We start from the raw sequence: 19,574 nt of genomic DNA, 5'->3' as shown, positions 1-19,574 counted from the left end.
CTCGAGGCCGCCCACCAGGGCGGCCTTTTCCTGATCCCAAAAAATGAACAAGGGGTATAAAGTGGCACGCACTATTATGCTTATCCCAGTCGGCACTGGTGTCGGCGTAACTTCCGTGAGTCTTGGCGTTGTTCGCGCCATGGAACGTCACGGTGTCAATGTCAGCTTCTTCAAACCGGTCGCCCAGCCGCGTCCGGGTGAAATCGGTGCCGAGCGTTCAACCGCCGTTATCCGCGCTGCTGCCAACATCAATCCGCCCGAGCCGTTCACCCTCTCCTACGCCGAGAACATGATCAGCACCAGCAACACCGATATCCTGCTGGAAGAGATCGTGGCCCGCTTCGAAGAGCACGTGAAATCCAGTGGTGCCGAAGTGCTGGTTGTCGAAGGTATGGTGCCGACCGACAAGCAGCCCTTTGCCAACAAGCTGAACTACGACGTTGCCAAGGCGCTGGACGCCGACATGGTATTCGTGACCCATCCGGGCCATGACTCCAGCCAGAAGCTGAAAGAGCGCATCGAGCTGGCCTGCTCCAACTTCGGTGGTGTCAACAACCCCCGTATCGTTGGTTGCGTGATCAACAAGGTTGGCGCGCCGGTTGACGAGCACGGCGTAACCCGCCCTGACCTGACCGAGATGTTCGAAGCCCATCACCACGCTTCTGACGCTGCCCACAACCTGGAAGTGCTGCAAGTATTCGGCAAGAGCCCGCTGCGCATCCTGGGTTGCATCCCCTGGAACACTCAGCTGATCGCCCCGCGCGCCAAGGATCTCGCCAAGCATCTGGCTGCCAAGATCCTGCACAAGGGTGAGCTGGACAGCCGTCGTCTGCAGACCGTGACCTTCTGTGCCCGCTCCATCCACAACATGGTTGAGCACTTCCGTCCGGGTAGCCTGCTGGTCACCTCTGGCGACCGCTCTGACGTCATCGTCTCTGCCTGCCTCTCCGCCATGAACGGCGTCAAGCTGGGTGCCCTGCTGCTGACCGGTAACTACCATCCGGAACCGCAAGTGATGGCTCTGTGCCAACAGGCCATGGCCACCGGCCTGCCGATCATGATGACCGGTACCAACACCTGGCAGACCGCCGTCAGCCTGCAGAACTTCAACGTCGATATTCCGGAAGATGACCGCGAGCGTATCGAGCTGGTGCAGGACTATGTGGCTGGCCACATCGACAAGCACTGGATCGAGTCGCTGACTGTCAGCTCGACCCGTTCCCGTCGTCTGAGCCCGCCAGCATTCCGTTATCAGCTGACCGAGCTGGCCCGTCAGGCCAACAAGCGTGTCGTGCTGCCGGAAGGCGACGAGCCGCGCACCATCAAGGCTGCCGCCATCTGTGCCGAGCGTGGCATTGCCCGTCCGGTGCTGCTGGGTAACCCGGAAGAGATCCGTCGTGTTGCTGAGCAGCAGGGTGTGGTTCTGACCGATCGCGTCGAGATCATCGATCCGGCCGTTGTTCGCGAGCGCTATGTGCCGCGTCTGGTCGAGCTGCGCAAGAACAAGGGCATGACCGAAGTGGTTGCTCGCGAGCAGCTGGAAGACAACGTGGTACTGGGTACCATGATGCTGGAGCGCAATGAAGTTGACGGCCTGGTATCCGGTGCGGTGCACACCACTGCCAACACCATCCGTCCGCCGATGCAGATCATCAAGACCGCTCCGGGCTCTTCCCTGATCTCCTCCATCTTCTTCATGCTGCTGCCTGACCAGGTTCTGGTCTACGGTGACTGCGCGATCAACCCGGATCCGACTGCCGAGCAGCTGGCCGAGATCGCTATCCAGTCCGCCGACTCTGCTGCCGCTTTCGGCATCGAGCCGCGCGTTGCCATGATCTCCTACTCTACCGGTACCTCTGGCGCCGGTGCCGATGTAGAGAAAGTGCGTGAAGCGACCGAGCTGGCCAAGGCCAAGCGCCCCGACCTCATCATCGACGGCCCGCTGCAGTACGATGCGGCCATCATGGAGAACGTGGCCAAGTCCAAGGCACCGAACTCACCGGTTGCCGGTAAAGCCACCGTGTTCGTCTTCCCTGACCTGAACACCGGTAACACCACTTACAAAGCGGTACAGCGTTCCGCTGACCTGGTCTCCATCGGCCCGATGCTGCAAGGCATGCGCAAGCCGGTCAACGACCTCTCCCGTGGCGCCCTGGTTGACGACATCGTCTACACCATCGCCCTGACCGGTATCCAGGCTGCTCAGGCTGACGAACAAGCCTAATCAGCTCTAGCCTGAAAAAACCGATCACAAAGGCTGCTCACCCAAGGTGAGCAGCCTTTTTTATTGGTTCTCTTTTGAAGACCAGTTAAACATGCCATCAACTCAGTGTTGCGCAGAATAATGCCATGCGGCGCGCCAGCAACGACTTGAGCAGAGAGTCATAATGAACCGTGCTAGCCACATCAATGATGCATGTAAAACACATTAAAGATCATAAGGTTGGATATAGATGGGATTCATCACGGAACGCTTATAGCAAATATCCCACCATCGGCATGGCGATCTGACCTGCTAAAAATTGCAGTAAAAAAGACCCGTTCGATACGCTATTCGTCAATAGGCCACTCGGCAACATCCACATCATGGAGGAATGGAAATGCTGATGAAGAAACTCTCTGCAGTCATGCTGCTGGCCTGCTTGCCCCTGTTCAGCCAACCCTCGTTGGCGACGGATAAAACAGCGCCCAAACAGACCACCACAGCGACTGCTGCCAAGGAGAGCGGCAAAATTAATATCAATACGGCGACCCTTGCCGAGCTTACCAACCTGAAAGGAATCGGCGACAAGAAGGCACAAGCCATCGTCGATTATCGTGAAAAGCAGGGAAAGTTCACCTCGGTCGATCAACTGGCTGATGTCAGCGGCATTGGTCCAGCAACCCTGGATGCCAACCGTGACATGATCATCGTCAAATAACGTCCGAGCACTGCATGTGCAAATGGGGCTGCCTGTGGCTGCCCCATTTTTCTTGGAGTATCATGGCCGCACTTTAATCCCGCTGGATAGTTTTCCATGAAAAAGACTCCTCTCGTTGTTCGCAAGGCCGTACTCCCGGTAGCCGGTCTGGGTACCCGTATGCTCCCTGCCACCAAGGCCATCCCGAAAGAGATGCTGCCGGTGGTCGACAAACCGTTGATCCAGTATGTGGTGCGCGAAGCCATCGCAGCCGGGATCAAGGAGATCATTCTGGTCACTCACTCCAGTAAGAACTCCATCGAAAACCACTTCGACAAGAGCTTCGAGCTGGAAGCAACCCTCGAGAAGCGGGTCAAGCGTCAGCTGCTGGAAGAGGTGCAACAGATCTGCCCGAAAGACGTCACCATCATGCACGTCCGTCAGGGCGAGGCCAAAGGGCTGGGTCATGCAGTACTGTGCGCTCGTCCGCTAATCGGTGACAATCCCTTCGCCGTGCTGCTGCCGGATGTACTGATCGACGACGTCGCCAGCAACCTCAAGCAGGACAACCTGGCCGAGATGGTGCACATGTACGAAGAGAACCAGATCAGCCAGATCATGGTGGAAGCGGTTCCCGAGAGCGAAGTGGACAAGTACGGCATCGCCGACATCAAGGGGGAAGCTCTGAGCGAGGGGATGTCCCTGCCGATGCAAGCCATTGTCGAGAAGCCGCCCCGTGACGAAGCCCCCTCCAATCTGGCGGTGGTGGGTCGTTACGTCCTCTCCTCCAATATCTGGCCGCTGCTGGAGAAGACCCCGGCCGGTGCCGGTGACGAGATACAGCTTACCGACGCCATCGCCATGCTGATGGAGCAGGAGCAGGTCAACGCCTACTTCATGAAGGGCAAAAGCCACGATTGCGGCAGCAAGCTCGGCTATATGAAAGCCAACGTGGAATATGCCGTACGCCATCACGAACTGAACGGTGAATTCATCGGCTGGCTGAAGCAGTTCGTCAAGCAGTTGTAATCACTGATAAATCTGTTTTTTATAGACGTATTCAAAGAGCATCAAATGATGCTCTTTTTTCATTTACGCAACAAAAAATCAATCAATACCAAATAAACTCTCAGCAAATCATAATGTTGTAATTTATTCACACATGCTCTATAAGGATTGAGGCGTGTTTCTCGCCCTTGCATAAAAAACTCAAAAAAATATAAGACACAGGTGGAAGTTCCAATGAATAACCCGTCAAAAGGGACCTTTTTAGGTCACCCTAAAGGGCTTTTTTTGCTCTTTAGTACCGAACTGTGGGAGAGATTCTCCTATTACGGCATGCGTGCCGTGCTGGTGCTCTATCTGACTGACCTGACTGCCAACGGCGGTCTGGGCTGGAGTCAGGCAGATGCCCTCAAACTCTACGGTATCTATACCGGTCTGGTTTATATCACTCCGCTGATCGGCGGCTGGCTGGCTGACACCTTCCTGGGTCAACGTCGCGCCATCCTGATCGGTGCCGTGCTGATGGCCGCAGGTCAGTTCACCCTGGCACTGCCCCATGCGATGTTCCCGGATATGGTCAACACCATGTTCTACGCAGGTCTCGCACTGCTGATCGTGGGTAACGGCCTGTTCAAACCGAACATCTCCACCATGGTGGGTGACCTCTATGAAGAGGGTGATCACCGTCGTGATGGTGCCTTCACCATCTTCTACATGGGCATCAACCTGGGTTCCTTGCTGGCAGGCGTGATCTGTGGTGCTGCCGCCACTGCCTACGGCTGGCAAGCTGCCTTCGTCGGCGCCGGTATCGGTATGCTGCTCTCCCTGGTGATCCAGGCCACCATGGCCCAGCGTTTCCTGGGTAACATCGGTCGCGTCACAGCCGCCCAGCGTGCAGCTGCTCTGCGTACTACCGAGCAGAAAGCACCGCTGACCAAGCAGGAAGTGGATCGCATCAAGGTCATCCTGGTACTGGGTCTGTTCACCATCATCTTCTGGGCTGGCTTCGAGCAAGCCGGTGGTCTGATGAACCTCTACACCCAGGAGTATACCGACCGCATGATCGGCAACTTCGAAGTGCCGACCGCCTGGTTCCAGTCCCTGAACCCCTTCTTCATTATCACTCTGGCCCCGATCGTGGCTGCCATCTGGATCAAGCTCGGCAAGAAAGAGCCGAACTCTCCGGTCAAGTTCGCCATGGGTCTGCTGTTCCTGGCTGTCGGCTTCCTGTTCATGGTCGGTGCCGTGCTGCAGCAAGGTGGTGACCAGACCGTCAAGACCTCCATGTTCTGGCTGGTAGGTGCTTACCTGTTCCACACCCTGGGCGAGCTCTGCCTCTCCCCGATCGGCCTCTCCATGGTGACCAAGCTGGCTCCGCTGCGCCTGGCCTCCCTGATGATGGGTGCCTGGTTTGGCTTCGTTGCCCTGGCCAACTACGCAGCGGGCTTTATCGGCTCCTTCGTTGGTGAAGCTGGCCCGATCGCCATCTTCGGTGGCATCGCCCTGGCTGCGGTACTGAGCGCCCTGATCCTGCTGACCATGGCCAACCGCCTGGTCTACTGGATGCACGGTGCCGAAGGCCCGGCCAAAGAGCCGCAAGCTCAAGAGAAGAAACTGCAGTCTGCCGCCGTCTAAACGGTCAGGATTGTAAAAAACAGACAGGGCGCCCATCGGGCGCCCTGTTTGTTTTGGCCTGTTGTCAGGCAGCATCAGTGATGGCGAACCTGCACATCCAGCGAGCCGCCGCTGTCGCTGCGAAATTGTAAAGCGAACGGTTCATGCCAGCTGCGCTTGTGCAGGGCATAGTGGCTGCTGCGCATCAAGCCAAGGGGCAAGCCACCGGAGCGCATCAGCCAGTGGGGAGAGGTGAGCCCGGCGTTGGCAAACACCAGCCCATCGTGCTGATCAAACAGCAGCGCCGCCATGGCAAAAGAGTGGCGAAGCCCGGACGCCATCAACTGATGGTTGAGGTAGTCGAGCAACCGGTGCGGCTGGCTCAGTAAACGGCTCTCGTTCTGCTGAAACTGGCGATAGGGGACGTTCATCAAGGAGCGCACCAGTGCCCCACAAAATGCGGCATCTTTTCCCATGATGGGCAGTTCCATCACCAGCACCAACAGTTTGTCCTCCACCTTGAAGGTATCGGGGATAAACAGCTGCCCCAACCCCTTGAATGTCACCTGCCAGGGGCCCCACTCCTGCAAGCCCGGTGGCTTGAGCCCCGCCAGCAGGCGGCTGGCCGCCTTGTCGTGAGCGCTGAAGAAATCGATATGCTCCATCAGCTCCAGTTGCTGAGCCCGGTTGGCACTGCCGTTGAGGCACTGTTCGATGCTGCGCTCGACCAGCGCATAATCCTCGAGGGGCTTGAGCAGATAATCGCGCGCACCGGCACGCAACGCGCTGGCCACGGCCTCCATGGTGCTCTGGGCAGAAATGACGATCACCGGGATATGGGGATAACGGGCAGAGAGACAGGCAATCACCTCGTGCCCATCCATATTGGGCATATTGAGATCGCACAGCACCACGTCGGGATGGTAAAGCGCCGCCGCCGAAAGCCCTTCAATGCCATCCTCCGCCTGAAACACCGTTGCCCCGTCCCGTGCGAGGTAACTGACTAGCGAGTGGCGAAAAACAGCCTCGTCTTCCACCACCAGGATCCGTAGCCCGGCTTTTGACATCTTGATAAAAACCTTATTAGTCAATTGGTTATTTAAGTAATAAGACTAGACCAAATCGGCTGGAATGTAGCTGTCCCTGCGTCAAAAATCGACTGCACTCCCGACTTTCGATTTCAGAAACAGCCCTGATGGTGCGATATCCCGGGTTTAATTAATGCTGAGGCCACAGCAACTGCGTGGCTCAATCCATTGTCAGTGCCCCCTGTAGCATCACCTCTTCGCCATAGGTCAGGATTAGCCATGGTGTCACTGCCCATGCGAATTGTGCAAGCCAACGCCATAAGGGATAATGCCCCCACTCCAGCCCGTGAAGAAGACCATGACCCCAGCCGAATACAGCGCCCTCGCCCACCCCAGATTGTCCCATCCGGCCCGCAGTCTCTATACCCTGCAGCTGCGCAGACTGGTGCTGGAAAATCAGCTGGCCCGGCTCAACTATCCCGAGCTGGGTCGGGCGCTGGCGGTGGTCGACCCGGGCGATCCCTGCGGCTTTTCGTTTCAGGTCAATGCCCGCCAGCTCACCGAGCTGTTCGATGAACTGATGGAGGCAGGCCTGCTACAGGTCGAGGCTCAGCCCGAGAGTGAGCACTACCATCAGTGCCCGTTCCAGTTGCCACTGCTGACCCAGAAACTGCGCAGCCCCCTGCCGGAGCGCCCCTTCCAGATGCATCTGCAATGGCGACCGGACGAGGAGCTACCTACCCTCGCCCGCCTGTGCGGGGTGATCGATGCCAGCTACAGCGAAGAGGATCTGGGGGAGTTTATCGCCTACTGGCTGGGGCGCCCCGAAGTGTTCGACTCCCAGCATCAATGGATGCTCAAGTTCATTCGCGCCCTCAAGACCCGCCGCTATACCCGTCGCAAACCGATGGAGGTGCAGGGCTACCAGCAGGTGACTCCTGCCCCGGCAGAGTCAGGCCCCAGCAAACGGGCCCAGCAGATGATCGAAGAGGCCAAGCGACTGGCCCAACAGCAAACGCAAGAACCCGCACCGCAGCAGGAGCCGGATAATGATTGATAGCGGCCCCCGCCTGCAGGCAAAATCAACCCCTTGTCTACCCATCCCTGATCGAGCAGAAGGAGCATTCCATGACTGACCCGCAAGATCCCCTGCGCCAGGAGCTGGAAGAGATCGAAGCCAAGCGCAAAAGAATCGCCAAAGCCAAGCAGGATCATCGGGTTCACGATCCCGAATTGAGCAAGCACGTAGGCGGTCTGCTGGAGCGTATTCGTCGCCTGCAGGCCGAGACCGGCGGCGGCCACTATGACTACGAGACCCTGCGCAAGGAGTACGACGCCAAGGCCAACGCCGAGGTGCGCGAGCTGCAGAAGGCAGCCCGTCAGGAGCGGATCCAGAAGCTGATCGCCCAGGCCGACCTCAACCCCGACTGGGTGTTCGCCAAGATGGATGCCACAGACCCGGCGCTGCAGTATCCCATCGAAACCGCCCGTTACTTTATCAGCGGCTTCGAGCACTGGGAGAAGAGCGGTGGCGGCTGCATGCTCATCTACGGCGACTACGGCACCGGCAAGTCAACGCTGGCGGGCGCGGTGGCACACGAGCTGATCGAACTTCACCAGAAATCGGTGATCTTCCAGCAGTGGGCCTCCATCGTCGATCGCCTCTTCTTCAACGTGATCCCCGATCAGGATGAGCGCAACCAGTACCGCCGCGCGCTGGAAGAGGTGGATCTGCTGATCATAGACGAGGTATCGGCCAACCGCGCCAAGATGGCGGAGAGCCAGTCCAGCTTCCTCGGCCACCTGCTGCGCCGCCGTCGCAACCTGTCAAAGAGCGTCATCATCATCACCAACCACACGCCCCAGAGCCTGCATCAGGCGATCGGTGATTTCAGCTATGAGGCGATCAAGGCGTTCAATCCGGTGGATATCCATCTGAGCGGTCCCAGCCGTCGCCCCAGCATCGGCAACTACAACGGCTGATCCCCTCTCCGCGGGTGCGAGTCGCTGGCGGCTCGTACCCTCTCCTTCCTGTCAGTTCACCAATAGAAACAACTCTCATTTACAGCGAGCGAACAAGCCACTAGGCTAGCCCCTTTTGCCAAGGGAGCTCAGCTATGACAACCACACTGATTTTCGGAGCCAGCCGCGGGCTGGGCCGCGCCTTTACTCACCATGCCTTGAGCGAGGGTCACCGGGTGGTAGCGCTGGTGCGCAGCCCCGAGATGGCCACGGAACTGGGCGCACTGGGAGTTGAGGTGATCGAAGGGGATGCGCTGGATCCGGCTGCGGTGCAGCAGGCCTGCATTGCAGCAGGACAAGATGCACAGGTCATCTCTACCCTCGGCAGCTTCCGTCAGGCAGCGCCGGTGGACTACCAGGGCAACCGTCATGTGATCGATGCCATGGAGCAGGCAGATCTGAAACGGCTGCTGCTGGTCACCTCTCTCGGCTGTGGCGACAGCTGGCAATATTTGCCGGAGCGGGCCCGCGCCGCCTTCGGCCACGAAGTGCGCCTCAAGAGTCTGGCGGAGAGCTGGCTGCAGACCAGCCCCCTCGCGTGGACCATTCTGCGCCCGGCGGGCCTGCAGGATGGCGACGCCACCGGCCGCGCCGAGCTGAGTCAGGGCAAGGAGGTACATGGACTGGTACGCCGCGCCGATGTGGCCGCCCAAGGGCTGCGCCTGCTGGCAGATGAGACCGCGGTGGGGCAGATCTACGCCATCGGCGATCCCACGCTCCAGCGCGGCTAAAGCAGCAGTAAAACCGCTTAACCCCACCACATAACAAAACGGTCAGCCCTTGGGCTGACCGTTTTCGCTTTACCGCACACGCCATCTCACGCGCGCTTGCACCATCCCGCTTAACCGGCGGTCGTTTCACTCTGCACGACTGACGAGCGAGCAACCGGCAGCGACTGCTGCCGCCAGCGCAACAGCAGGCAGGCCAGCACGCCGTAGAGCAGCGCCAGACCCCACAGCTGCCACCAGTAACGGGAAACCTGCGCGAAGTCGGCCCCCATCTGGTTGAGGCGCAGAAAACCCTCGATGGCGGGGATAGTGGGCACCCACTGAGCCAGCCAGTTGAGGGGGGCCGGGATCAGCTCGATCGGCCAGATAAAGCCAGCCAGAAAGACCAGCGGCAGGGAGGAGATCAGCACCACCTGAGTGGGCAGATCCCGCCGGGTAAAGATGGCTCCCAGCACAATCCCGAACCAGCAGGTCGCCAGCAGGAACGGCAGGGCGAACAGCCACAGCTCCAACGGATCGGCATGACGGGCGATGTTGTAGTGATCGAAGCAGAAGCCAAGGAAGTAGCTCACCGGCAGCAGGAACAGCCCCGCCAGCACCAGGGTTCTGGCCAGCAGCAGCGGCAGTACCGGCGCGTTTTGCCAGTAACCGTGCTCGCCGCGGCAACTGCGCTGGTTCTGGGTTGCCCCCAGGATCCCCGCCCCCATCAGCAGCACCTGATGAAGGATCAGCACAAACACCGCAGGCACCACGTAGTTGACGTAGCCCATGGTGGGGTTGAACACCGGCACCACGTTAAGAGCCACCGCGTTCCAGCCAATGGCCGCTTGCGGCAGCGCCTCGCCGTGGCTCAGCAAGCGCGCCACCTTCACCTGCGCCGCGAGAGTGCCCCCCGCCTGCGCCAGCCCTTCGGCAATGGTGCCGTAGACCAGAAAGTAGGAGGCATCACCGGCATAGCTCAGAGTAACGCTCTTGCCCTGCATCAGATCCCGATAGAAGTGGTTGGGGATGTGCAGTATCCCGCTCGCCTCCCCGGCCATCATCAACTGGCGTGCCTCAGCCAGCGAATTGGCCCGCACCACCAGCTTCACCTGCGGCGTGGCATCGGCCATGAACTCCAGCTGACGGGACAGCTGACTGCCATCCTCGTTGACCACCACCACCGCCTCTTCCCGCGGCAACTGATGCAGATAGGGCTGGGGATAGAGAAACGAGTAGAAGATCACCCCGCCAAACAGGGTGAGCATGATGGCGCGATCCGCCAGCAGAGTGCGCAGCTCAAGGCGCAACAGATCGACAAATCCCAGCATCACTCAGGCTCCTTCTCGACGACCGCCACTACGGCAGCTGCTGATTGACGGGCAAGCTCGGCCTGCTGCTTGTAACGACGCACCACCAGCAGCAGGGGGAGCAGGAACAGCAGCAGCGCCCCCAGTTGCGGCAGCGCCGATACGAGGGGCAGACCGTAGTTGCTCTGGCCAATCTGCAGCTCCACATAGTGGGAGACCGGCAACAGGCTGCGCCAGAAGCGGGCGAAATCCCCCATGGCACTCACCGGAAAGGTAACCCCCATAAAGGCGAAACCGGGCGCCGTGTAAGCCCCCGCCAGCGACAGGGCGCGGGCCGGATCCCGGATGATGCCGTAGAAAAAGGCCCCCATGGCAACGCAGGCCGCCGAAGCGAGCCCCAGCCCAATCACCAGCACCAGCCAGCTGCCGTGCATGGGGTAGGAGAAGCCCTTGAACAGCAGCAGCGTCCAGACAATCCCCCAGCCCCAGCCAATCAGCACATGGGGCAACAGGGTGCGCCACAGACCGAACCAGACACCGCGGGTGGTCCAGTCCAATCCCAGCCGATCGGTGCGGGCCAGCGAATTGAGGCCGAACAGCACCACCAGGATCTGCCATACCGCAGGCAGAATGGCGCTCAGCAGAAACTGGGCGTAGCTGGAGTTGAGGTTGTAGAGCGCCGTAACCTGACTGCTGATGGGCACCGACTGCCCGATCGCACCGGGCAGCGCCTTGCCATCGGCCATCGCCTCCAGCACGCCTACCTGACCGTTGAGGGTACCCACCACCTGCGCCAGCGCCGAGTTCACCAACTTGGCGATCAGGATGAACTGGCCGTTGTTGAACACCGTCACCTGCGGCTGGGTACCCTGACGGGCATCCCGCTCCAGATGGTTGGGGATCACCACCAGCGCATAGATGTCGCCACCGCGCAGGGCATGTGCGCCCGCATCGACGGAGTCAAACTGCCGAGCCACCTTGAGCCCGGCCGAGCCATCCAGCGAGAAGGCGAGCTGGCGCGACAGCACGCTGTGGTCGAGATCCACCAGCCCCACCTTGAGGTCGCGGGCCAACCCTGCCGAGAAGATCCAGCAGAGGATCCCCATCAGCAGCAGCGGCACCCAACTCATCAGGGCACGGCTGAACGGATCCTGCCACAGCAGCCGAAATTCACGTCCCATCAGAGTTCAACCAGCACACTCATGCCGACCCGCAGCCCTTCAACCGGTTGCAGCGGACGGGCCTCCACCTGGAAGCTCTTCATATCGAAGCCCTGACGGGTATCGGTGGCACGCCAGGTGGCGAAATCCCCCATCACGGCCACATGGGTCACCTTGAAGCGCACAATCTGATCGCCAAGGCCCGGGATGCGGGCATCGAACTCGGTACCGACGGGGAAGCGGGGCAGCAGATCTTCGCGGATATGGAACTGGGCCCAGGCATCGCTCATGTCGAGCAGGGTCACCACCGGGAAGCCTTGCGGTGCCAGCTCGCCGCTACGCAGCAGCACCTGACTCACTTCACCATTGTGGGGGCTGGTGATGCGGGTATCGGCCAGATAGGCCTCCACCTCGGCAACGGAACCGGCCGCCATCTTGGCCTTCTCGCGAGCGGCGACCTTGGTCTCTTCCCGCGCCCCTTCCAGCGCCATCTGATACTGCTGCCACGCCATCCCTTCGCTGTACTTGGCGGCTTGCCAGGCCGTCCAGGCCTCGTCGCGCTTTTGCAGCGGCATCACGCCATCGCGGTACAAGCTGGCAACCCGCTCATAGGTCTTGCCACGCAACTGGGCGGCAGCCTTGGCTTTTTGCCACTGATCCTTGGCGGCGGCGATCTGCTGGGCACGGGCCCCTTTCTCTGCCTCTTGCGCCATGGCCCCTGCAGCGGCTTCACCCGCCTTGGCCTGGCTCAACTTGGCTTCAATCTCGGGGCTCGCCAGGGTAAAGACCAGCTGATCCCTGGCCAGCTGATCGCCCTTTTTGACCAGTACCTCGTCGATGCGGCCCGGCACTTTGGAAGAGACCGAGTACTGCTGCGCTTCTATCTGCCCTTGCAGATGCACCGGCTCGGGTTGATAGGAGAGCCAGAAGCGCCAGCCGAGCCAGACCACCAGGATCACCAGCGCCAGCGGCAACAACAGCGGTTTACCCTGGCTCATCTTCTTTTTGATGGGGGGATGGCTCATCACTTCACCTCGACAAACGGGCGACCCTTGGCGGTCGAAACAGACATGAAAAATGGAACAGACAGGGCCGGGATCATGAGTTCACCTCGATCACCTGACCATGCTGATATTGATTGAAACTGTTCATCTGGCCGGAGAGCGCCAGCAGACGGGCCAGCGACACCACATATTGATAGGCCGCCGCCGCGCGCTGGGTCTTGACCCCCGCCAGCTGGTTCCGGGCATCCACCACATCGAGGGAAGTGGAGAGCCCCTGACCGAAGGCTTTGTCACGCAGCAGCACGTTCTCCTCTGCCAACGCCTGGGTGGAGGAGAGGGATTGATACTCCTCCAGCCCCTGCGCCGCTTCGCGCCAGGTCTTCTCTACCAGCAGCTCCAGATCCTGACGGGTCTTGGCTTGCAGCAGATTGACTTGCAGCTCGGCACTCTTGGCGGCCTGCACCGTCTCGGAGCGACCATCACGGCTCACCAGTGGCATGCTGACGCCCACCCCCACCAACCAGTCAGGCGTGGTCTTGGAGGCGAGCGAATCATCTTCATAGAGGTTGTAGTTGCCGAACAGGAACACCTCGGGGGCATATTTGCCCTTCTCCATCCGGATCATCCCCTTGGCCTGCTCCTTCTTGGCGCTGAGCAGCTTGAGGCCGGGGTGCACCTCCAGGGTCTGGCTTACCAGCCCCTCGAGACGCGGCAGATCCTTGTTGACGAACAGGCCGCTGCCCGGCTCGGCGCGGGGCAGCTTGAGCATATGGCCGAGGGCCAACTCGGCGATCTCGAGGCCACGGCGCGACTTCTGGGTATCGATGCGGGCCCGATCATAGGCCGACTGGGCAGAAAGACGCTCCACCTTGGCGATCTGGCCCTGAGCTTCAAGCTTCTTGGCGTGATCCAGATGGTGGGCCAGCCCGTCCTCTATCTCCTGTTTGGTCTGCACCACCTGAGCGGCCAGCACCACGCCGAAATAGGTCTGGGAGAGGCTCTCAAAGGTGGATTGCTGCTTGAGCACCAGCAGCTGTTGCGCCTCGCTCACCTGCGCCTGGCGGATATCCTGCGCCGCATCGATGCGGCCACCGGTAAAGAGCGGCCAGAGCATCTTGACCGAGCTGGTCACCACATTCTGCTTGGTCAGCGGGGTAACGAAATCATTGGGTGTGAGGTGGAACTTCTGCATGAGTGGCGCCAGCACCTGACCCAGCTCCGGATGGCTGGCGATAGGGTTGAGATCCATCATGTCCAGCTCCACCGGCTGATCGAGGTGGGTATAGCTGGCCCCCAGATCCACCTTGGGCAGATACATGTCCTTGGCCGCTTCACGCAGTTGCTTGGCCCGATCGACCCCGGCCTGTTCGGCAGCCAGCCCCTCATCCTGCTGGATGACCCGGGTCCAGGCTTCGCCGAAACTGATAGTCTGCGCCTGCGCCGACCCCAGCACGGCCCCCATCAGACACGGCCAGAGTGATTTAATGAACCTTGACGTCATAGATCCCCAATCCGCTTTTGTTGCATAAATGTTTGGAGCATTTGCTCGACTTAAGCTCGCTATCATAACGCAAAGCGGGCCAGCAAGTGGACTGACAATTATGCAGACAACCGACATAGGTAGTACAGCCATCCCTCATGATCAATCTGGCCGTTTTTCAACAACTCCAGAATTTGCAAGCCTTGGCGCGACGTTTTTTTCAGAAAAAAATGGCTGACGCTCAAATACTAACCTTTTCTCCTGCCTAAAAAATGCGTAATATACGCCGCCCTAAGCCGATGGTAACCGTGGAATGCAGATAGGTCCCCACACGCTTGAAACTCCCTTGATTGTGGCTCCCATGGCCGGTGTAACTGACCGACCATTCCGTGAACTTTGTTTGCGATTGGGGGCCGGCATGGCCGTTTCCGAGATGCTGCTGGCCAACCCGGATGTCTGGGATACCCAGAAAACCAGGATGAGGATGGATCACTCTGCAGAAGGCGGATTGCGATCGGTCCAGATTGCCGGGGCCGACCCCGAGATGATGGCGTTTGCTGCCCGCTACAACGTGGAGCAGGGCGCACAGATCGTCGACATCAACATGGGGTGTCCGGCAAAAAAAGTGAATAAGAAGTTGGCAGGTTCCGCCCTGCTGCGTGCCCCCGATCAGGTCAAAGCAATTTGCCGGGCCGTGGTGGATGCAGTGGAGGTGCCTGTCACCTTGAAGATCCGCACAGGATGGGATCCGGATAACCGCAATGGCGTGGAGATCGCCCGAATCGCCGAAGATTGCGGTATCGCGGCCCTCGCCGTGCATGGTCGTACCCGTGCCTGCCTCTACCGGGGCGAAGCGGAGTACGACACGATCAGGGCGATTAAGCAGGCCGTATCGATTCCTGTTGTCGCCAATGGTGACATCAACAGCCCGGAGAAAGCCCGGTATGTCCTCGACTATACCGGTGTCGACGCCGTGATGATCGGCCGAGCTGCGCAAGGACGACCCTGGATTTTCCGGGAAATCCGTCATTTTCTTGAGACGGGCACCAAGCTGCCGCCTCCCGAGAGGGAAGAGGTTCGCACCCTGATGAACGAGCATGTAACCAACCTGCACCGGTTTTATGGTGCATATCTGGGAGCGCGCATCGCCCGTAAACACGTGGGCTGGTATCTGGATGAAGAAGAGACGGGCCGAGAATTCCGTAAGCACTTCAATGCCCTGGATTGTGCAGACGCACAACTAGAGGCACTCGAAGCGTATTTCGATGGATTAGGTTAACAAGATAACTAAAGAGCCGACCGAATATGTTCGAACAAACCCTGACTTCTGATGCATTGGTAACAACTACTCACAATCACGCTGCCGAGCCGACCCAGCGCCCCCTGCGTGACTCTGTGCAACAGGCCCTGCGTAACTACCTGGCCCAGTTGAACGGTCAGGAAGTGATTGATCTGTACGATATGGTTCTCTCCGAAGTCGAAGCGCCGATGCTGGACGTGATCATGCAGTACACCCGTGGTAACCAGACTCGCGCTGCCGTGATGATGGGGATCAACCGTGGCACCCTGCGCAAGAAGCTCAAGCGTTACGGCATGAACTGATTGTTGGCTGTCAGCCATTGATATGAAAGGCGCCCGGTAGCAATACCTGGCGCCTTTCCTTTATGCTCTCCCCTCCATTTCACCATGACGACCCCGATGAACCGCACTCCCCTGCTGCTGATGGTACTGGTCACCCTGCTGGCCGCCGCCGGCTGGCTCTTCTCGAAAGAGGCGATCCGCGAACTGCCCCCCGCCGCCTTTATCGGCAGCCGCTTCCTGCTGGCCGCCCTGCTGTTGCTCCCTCTCGCCTGGCTGCGTGAACCGCCGCCGACCCGTGCCCAGCTAGTGCGCGCCGCCGGTTGCGGCACTCTGCTCGGTGCCAGCCTGCTGCTGTGGGTCACCGCCATCAGCCAGAGCGATGCGCTGGGCAGCGGCGCCTTTATCATGAGCGTCGCCACCCTGATGGCACCGCTGGCCGCCTGGGCCGCCTTTCGGGCCAAACCCGGCCGCCACTACTGGCTCACTCTGCCCATCGCCATCGCGGGCCTGCTGCTGCTCTCCAGCAGCACCCACTGGGGCGTGTCGCTCTCGCTGTTCTGGTTTTTGGCGGCGGCCACCACCCTCGGCATCCAGCTCGCCGTCCACCGCCACTTCGCCCAATCCATTGCGCCCGCCTGGCTCACCTGCATCCAGCTGGCGATGACCGGCCTGCTCGGCACCCTGCTCTCCCTGCTGACCGAGCAGTGGCCCGAGGCCGGGGTCAGCAACGGTATCTGGGGCTGGTTTGCGGCAAGCGTTCTCATCGCCACCACCTTGCGCTACTGGCTGCTTACCCACGCCTTGAGCAAGATGACCACCGCCCACGCCGCCCTGATGATGCTGCTGGAGCCGATCTGGACCCTGATCCTGAGCACCCTCTGCTACAGCGAACCCCTAGGTGGCACCAAACTGGCCGGTGCCGGACTGGTACTCGGCGCCCTGGTGCTCTACCAGCTCCCTCTGCTGCTGCGCAGTGCGCGGCTCAAAGCACCCGCCTGATGAGAAGTACCGCCCCGAGGGGCGGTGCTATCCCTCTCTCCCCCATTCCTCTTTTTCTGCCTGCCTTGCCCCTCAACGACGGCGAATGCTGACGTTCTGTTAACGATATTTAACCCTTGGTATCCACAGGGTTAAAGGGCATACCCCATGAAAAAATGCCATATGGCCAGCTTGATGGAGGTCACATTCCTCCCCCGCGACCCTCCCTATCATGCCCCCATCATTCGCCAGCCTCGCGGGCGGGCGATGGCACTTAAGTGGAACACTCACGAATAACAAGAGAACAGACCATGCAGCAAACCAGCCCCCTCAAGACGGTCACGGTCAGCATATTGGCAACCGCCATGCTGATCTTTGTGGCCCAGTACCTGATAGGTAAACAGGAGATCAAGATAGGCATCGCCATCATACCGATCCTGCCGATGCTCTTTGCCGTCATCATCGGCATGATTGTCTCCGCCAAGCCGGTCAAGGATCGCATCCCCGGCTGGAAGCAGCTCTTCACCGAAAAAGAAGAGGGCTTCTGCGGCAAGATGGTGGGCTTCAGCCTGCTGATCCTGGGTACCCAGTACGCGGGGATGATCATCCCCAACCTGAAGATGATCCTGAGCGTCGGCGTACCGCTGTTCCTGCAGGAGATTGGCAACCTGCTGCCGATCCTGATCGCCATCCCGCTGGCGGTGAAGTTCGGCTTTGGCCGCCGCGCCATCGGGGCCTGCTCCTCCATCAGTCGTGAGCCGTCCGTCGCGGTAATTCAGGGCAAGTTCGGCACCGGCTCCCAGGAGTACATCGGCGTACTGGCAATCTACCTGTGCGGCTCCGTCATCGGCACCCTCTGGTTCAGCGTGCTGGGCAGTATCGCCCCGCTCACCGGCCTGCACCCTCTGGCGCTGGCTGCCGGTTCCGGCGTGGGCTCAGGCTCCATGCTGAGTGCCGCTTCCGGTGCTCTGATCAACGGTCTCGACGAAGCGCTGGCCCAGCAGGTGCTGAGTATTGCGGCTGCATCGAACCTGCTCTCGTCTGCCCTCGGCGCCCTCTCCCTCACCTATCTGGGTCTGCCGCTCGCTGAAAAAATCTATGCCATGACTGCCAAAGGAGAGAAAGCATGAAAAGCATCGTAATGGATATGCGGTTCGTCTTTCTGGCGATCCTGCTGGCCATGTTTACCCAGACCCTGACCACCGGCACCCCGCTCTGGCTGATGGGTGACAGCTTCATCGCCATGTCGCTGGTGGTGTTTGCCTCGCTGATTGCCAAGCGCTACCTGCCCTCCTCTCTGCCGGCGTTTGCCTATGCCACCATCATCGGCATTCTCATCTGCCTGCCGGAGACCCCGGTGCGCGGCCTCTTCATTGATGCCGTCGCCAAGATATCCTTCCTCTCCTGCTGCGTACCGCTGCTGGCCTTTGCCGGTCTCTCGGTGGGCGGTCAGCTGGAAGAGCTGAAGAAGATGTCCTGGAAAGTCATTCTGATCTTCATGATCGTCTCCACCTGCTGCTTCTTCGGCGCCTCGCTGGTTGCCCAGATCGGCTTCTCCATGCAAGGGATCATCTGATGAACAACATCCACATTGAAGCGGCCCTGCTGGCCCTGCGCGACTTCAGCCACGAGGTGCGCCACCACCTGCACACCATTCCGGAGGCCTCCGGCGTCGAGTTCAAGACCTCGGCCTACTGCCGCGATCTGATGAAGGGCTTCGGCTATCGCCTCACCGACTACCCGGGCTTCACCGGTTTTCACGGCGATCTGATTGTTGACCCCGTGCTACCGACCATCGCCTTCCGTGCCGACATGGATGGCCTCGAGATGCACGACATGAGCGACGTTGCGTTCAAGTCGAGCCATGAGGGAATGGCCCACAACTGCGGTCACGACTCCCATATGGCGATCGCCCTGACCGCCGCCAAATTCCTCTCCGAACAGCGCTCCCGACTGCAGTACAACGTCCGCTTTATCTTCCAGATGGCGGAAGAGGATATGCGGGTACCGGGCGCCGAGAAGATGGTGGAACTGGGCTGCATGAAGGGGGTGGACGAGATCTATGCCCTCCATAACGACGGCGCCATGGAGACCGGCACCATCAAGTTCAACAACGGTGTGATGTCCTCCTGGGGCTCCGCCTGGACGCTGGATGTGCACGGTATCTCCGCCCACGGCTCCACCCCCCACAAGGGGCTGGATGCCATCCGTGAAGCGGTGCGGATCATCGAGGATATGGACTACATCGTCGCCAAGCGCACCAGCCCGTTCAGCCCGGCGGTGTTCGGCTGCGGCATGATCAACGGCGGCACCATCCCCAACGCCATCGCCGACTATGTGCAGGCGCGTGGCACCATCCGCGCCATGGATGCCGAGACCGATCAGATCCTGAAGAACAGCTTCAAGGAGATCGTGGCCCAGAGCGAACTGCGCGGCTTCAAGACCAAGATGGTCTATGCCGGGTATCCGGCGGTCGAGAACCACGCCGATGCCTGTGCCCGCCTGCTGCAAGCTGCGGCGGATGTATTGCCCTCTGAGGGGATCAACGCTCAGGGTCAGCCGATGACCGGCAGCGAGGATTTCAGCTACATGGTCAACGCCTGCCGTGGCCGCAAGGGGGCCATGTTCTTCCTCGGCAGCGGCTGTCAGGCCAAGGGGATCTGCAACTACCTGCATGCAAACCCCTACTACCTCGATGACGACTGCCTGCTCGTAGGGGCCCAGATCTTTATCAATCTGGCGACCCGCCGCGCTTAATCCCGCATACCGATAAAACCAGAAGAGA

At 60.0% G+C, this 19,574-nt stretch carries 18 protein-coding genes; 13 read left to right on the top strand and 5 right to left on the bottom strand.

Annotation, left to right across the window (positions count from 1 at the left end):
- The first annotated feature begins 43 nt into the window (after positions 1 to 43).
- The 4 genes from pta to LD28_RS0104305 all read left to right on the top strand — a co-directional run bounded on the left by pta (position 44) and on the right by LD28_RS0104305 (position 5,540).
- Entirely contained in the window at positions 44 to 2,224 is a 2,181-nt protein-coding gene (gene pta / locus LD28_RS0104320; RefSeq protein ID WP_033135788.1) for a phosphate acetyltransferase, read from the top strand.
- A gap of 376 nt (positions 2,225 to 2,600) precedes the next feature.
- Positions 2,601 to 2,921 carry a ComEA family DNA-binding protein gene (locus tag LD28_RS0104315; protein ID WP_033135787.1) on the top strand — a complete coding sequence of 107 codons (321 nt, stop codon included), beginning with the start codon at positions 2,601 to 2,603 and terminating at the stop codon, positions 2,919 to 2,921.
- Between the two features lie 96 nt (positions 2,922 to 3,017).
- Positions 3,018 to 3,929, top strand: coding sequence for a UTP--glucose-1-phosphate uridylyltransferase GalU (galU, locus tag LD28_RS0104310; protein ID WP_033135786.1), 912 nt, complete (start codon positions 3,018 to 3,020; stop codon positions 3,927 to 3,929).
- Positions 3,930 to 4,142: 213 nt separating this feature from the next.
- A complete protein-coding gene (locus LD28_RS0104305) occupies positions 4,143 to 5,540 on the top strand; it encodes a peptide MFS transporter (RefSeq protein WP_033135785.1) in 1,398 nt (465 codons plus the stop codon).
- Between the two features lie 74 nt (positions 5,541 to 5,614).
- Here LD28_RS0104305 and LD28_RS0104300 read toward each other — a convergent pair whose 3' ends face one another.
- A complete protein-coding gene (locus LD28_RS0104300) occupies positions 5,615 to 6,586 on the bottom strand; it encodes a response regulator (protein ID WP_033135784.1) in 972 nt (323 codons plus the stop codon).
- A gap of 319 nt (positions 6,587 to 6,905) precedes the next feature.
- On the opposite strand from LD28_RS0104300, the gene LD28_RS0104295 reads away from it, so the two are divergent.
- The 3 genes from LD28_RS0104295 (at position 6,906) to LD28_RS0104285 (ending at position 9,300) form a co-directional block, all read left to right on the top strand.
- Positions 6,906 to 7,604, top strand: a complete 699-nt coding sequence (locus LD28_RS0104295; protein WP_033135845.1) for a DnaT-like ssDNA-binding domain-containing protein — start codon at positions 6,906 to 6,908, stop codon at positions 7,602 to 7,604.
- 71 nt (positions 7,605 to 7,675) lie between these two features.
- Positions 7,676 to 8,530, top strand: a complete 855-nt coding sequence (locus LD28_RS0104290) for a DnaA ATPase domain-containing protein (protein ID WP_033135783.1) — start codon at positions 7,676 to 7,678, stop codon at positions 8,528 to 8,530.
- Between the two features lie 134 nt (positions 8,531 to 8,664).
- Positions 8,665 to 9,300, top strand: a complete 636-nt coding sequence (locus LD28_RS0104285) for an SDR family oxidoreductase (protein ID WP_033135782.1) — start codon at positions 8,665 to 8,667, stop codon at positions 9,298 to 9,300.
- 110 nt (positions 9,301 to 9,410) lie between these two features.
- Here LD28_RS0104285 and LD28_RS0104280 read toward each other — a convergent pair whose 3' ends face one another.
- From LD28_RS0104280 to LD28_RS0104265, 4 genes are all read right to left on the bottom strand, one after another.
- A complete protein-coding gene (locus LD28_RS0104280; RefSeq protein WP_033135781.1) occupies positions 9,411 to 10,607 on the bottom strand; it encodes an ABC transporter permease in 1,197 nt (398 codons plus the stop codon).
- A complete protein-coding gene (locus LD28_RS0104275) occupies positions 10,607 to 11,767 on the bottom strand; it encodes an ABC transporter permease (RefSeq protein ID WP_033135780.1) in 1,161 nt (386 codons plus the stop codon). Before LD28_RS0104275 ends, LD28_RS0104280 begins: the two co-directional genes overlap by 1 nt.
- Entirely contained in the window at positions 11,767 to 12,771 is a 1,005-nt protein-coding gene (locus LD28_RS0104270; RefSeq protein ID WP_081959415.1) for an HlyD family secretion protein, read from the bottom strand. The genes LD28_RS0104275 and LD28_RS0104270 overlap by 1 nt, the downstream gene beginning before the upstream one ends.
- A gap of 73 nt (positions 12,772 to 12,844) precedes the next feature.
- The gene (locus LD28_RS0104265) at positions 12,845 to 14,251 is read right to left on the bottom strand and encodes a TolC family protein (RefSeq protein ID WP_033135779.1); all 1,407 of its coding nucleotides are present in this window, start codon (positions 14,249 to 14,251) and stop codon (positions 12,845 to 12,847) included.
- Between the two features lie 292 nt (positions 14,252 to 14,543).
- Between LD28_RS0104265 and dusB the strand changes: the two genes are divergently transcribed.
- The 6 genes from dusB to LD28_RS0104235 all read left to right on the top strand — a co-directional run bounded on the left by dusB (position 14,544) and on the right by LD28_RS0104235 (position 19,546).
- On the top strand, positions 14,544 to 15,509 hold the full coding sequence (gene dusB, locus LD28_RS0104260) for a tRNA dihydrouridine synthase DusB (RefSeq protein ID WP_033135778.1): 966 nt from the start codon (positions 14,544 to 14,546) through the stop codon (positions 15,507 to 15,509).
- A 26-nt stretch (positions 15,510 to 15,535) separates the two neighbouring features.
- Complete coding sequence (gene fis, locus LD28_RS0104255; protein WP_005309538.1) at positions 15,536 to 15,832, top strand: DNA-binding transcriptional regulator Fis; 297 nt, start codon at positions 15,536 to 15,538, stop codon at positions 15,830 to 15,832.
- Positions 15,833 to 15,928: 96 nt separating this feature from the next.
- Positions 15,929 to 16,810 (top strand): DMT family transporter, encoded by an 882-nt coding sequence (locus LD28_RS0104250; RefSeq protein ID WP_033135777.1) that lies wholly within the window; start codon positions 15,929 to 15,931, stop codon positions 16,808 to 16,810.
- Between the two features lie 290 nt (positions 16,811 to 17,100).
- On the top strand, positions 17,101 to 17,919 hold the full coding sequence (locus LD28_RS0104245) for a DUF3100 domain-containing protein (RefSeq protein WP_033135776.1): 819 nt from the start codon (positions 17,101 to 17,103) through the stop codon (positions 17,917 to 17,919).
- A complete protein-coding gene (locus LD28_RS0104240; RefSeq protein WP_005358213.1) occupies positions 17,916 to 18,365 on the top strand; it encodes a hypothetical protein in 450 nt (149 codons plus the stop codon). The genes LD28_RS0104245 and LD28_RS0104240 overlap by 4 nt, the downstream gene beginning before the upstream one ends.
- A complete protein-coding gene (locus tag LD28_RS0104235) occupies positions 18,365 to 19,546 on the top strand; it encodes a M20 metallopeptidase family protein (protein WP_033135775.1) in 1,182 nt (393 codons plus the stop codon). Before LD28_RS0104240 ends, LD28_RS0104235 begins: the two co-directional genes overlap by 1 nt.
- Positions 19,547 to 19,574 lie beyond the last annotated feature (28 nt).

The organism is Aeromonas finlandensis (genome assembly GCF_000764645.1).
GTDB lineage: Bacteria > Pseudomonadota > Gammaproteobacteria > Enterobacterales > Aeromonadaceae > Aeromonas > Aeromonas finlandensis.
Note: the sequence above shows the minus strand (reverse complement) of the source record. Positions and strands in the feature narration are given on the sequence as shown.